Annotated in this window: 1 pseudogene; it reads right to left on the bottom strand. The window is 57.5% G+C overall.

Annotated elements, in window-relative coordinates:
* Positions 1-465 (bottom strand): annotated as a pseudogene (locus V6C16_RS13915) (ribosome maturation factor RimP); the annotation flags it as partial.
* Positions 466-1100: the final 635 nt, after the last annotated feature.

Genomic DNA, 1100 nt, shown 5'->3' with positions numbered 1-1100 from the left:
GCTGGGATCAGTGGAGGCCACGGGCGTATGCAGCCGCGCTTCCACCACGTCGCCCACATAGGGAACCATCTGCTCAAGACTGAAGAACAGGCGACTCAGGCCGGGGGTCGAAACCTCCAGCACATAGGCGTCCGCGATGCTGTCTTCCACTTCAAGGGCAAGGGCCAGATGGCGGGAAATTTCTTCGCACTGTTCAATGGTGGCTGATGCGGGGGCGGCCGTAGCTTCCGCGTCGGGAGATTCTTGCGGAGCATGAGCCGTGACGGGCGCGGTGACGGAAGATGGCGATTCTTCTGCCTCTTGGGGCGTGCCGGGCTGTTGCGGCAGCAACGGGGCGTCTACAAAGAGTCGCACGATGGTGCGCCCGGCGCGGGCTGTTTCCACCCCCCAGATGACAAGTCCGAGGGCATGAACCACGGGTTGGGCCAGGCGTATGATGGTTTCTCTCAGGGCGTTATCAGTCATTCTTTCCTTTGTGCGGGCAAGCGCCGGCGCAGGGACAAAAAAAAGGGGGCCTATTCAGGCCACCCCGCTGGAACTGCGTTCCGCATCAGGATGTAGTGGGGACAGGGTATGTCATCCACATTGAATGCACCCAATTAGCTCACCATATAGGGCTTGTCAAGTATTTTATCCGAAAAAGAAAAGCTTGTTTTTTGCTCAGAAATAAAGAAAATTGGAAAACTACCGTAACAACAAGAAGATAGGAAGTCTTCGCAAAAAGCATGGGCGTGAAAACGCCGCTGCGTGTTGTGCCGCATCAACGAAGGCATGCCTGCCGTACGTTCTGCCGGGTTCAGGGGCAATTTCGCCTTGACACTGTTCGGCGCCTGCGCACGCAGAGGCCCGCCATCAAGCTGTAAGCGGGGCTTCAGCCATTGCCGACGGGGGCTGGCGGCTGAAGCCGGCAGCGCTCTGTATGTGCGCTGACCTGCGCCGTAGCGAGCGCCGTAAAGCTTTGAGAATGCGTCTTCTCAAAGGTAAAATGCTCTGTAGTTCAAGGAGGAGCCATGTCGCTGCAAAGAAAAATCTGGATTCTGGGCTGTCTTGCTCTGGCCGTGGCAACCGGGCTTGCCTGGCTTGCGGTTTTGTTGGGGGTA

This window comes from Desulfovibrio sp. 1188_IL3213, assembly GCF_036763145.1.
Taxonomy (GTDB): domain Bacteria; phylum Desulfobacterota; class Desulfovibrionia; order Desulfovibrionales; family Desulfovibrionaceae; genus Desulfovibrio.
Note: the sequence above shows the minus strand (reverse complement) of the source record. Positions and strands in the feature narration are given on the sequence as shown.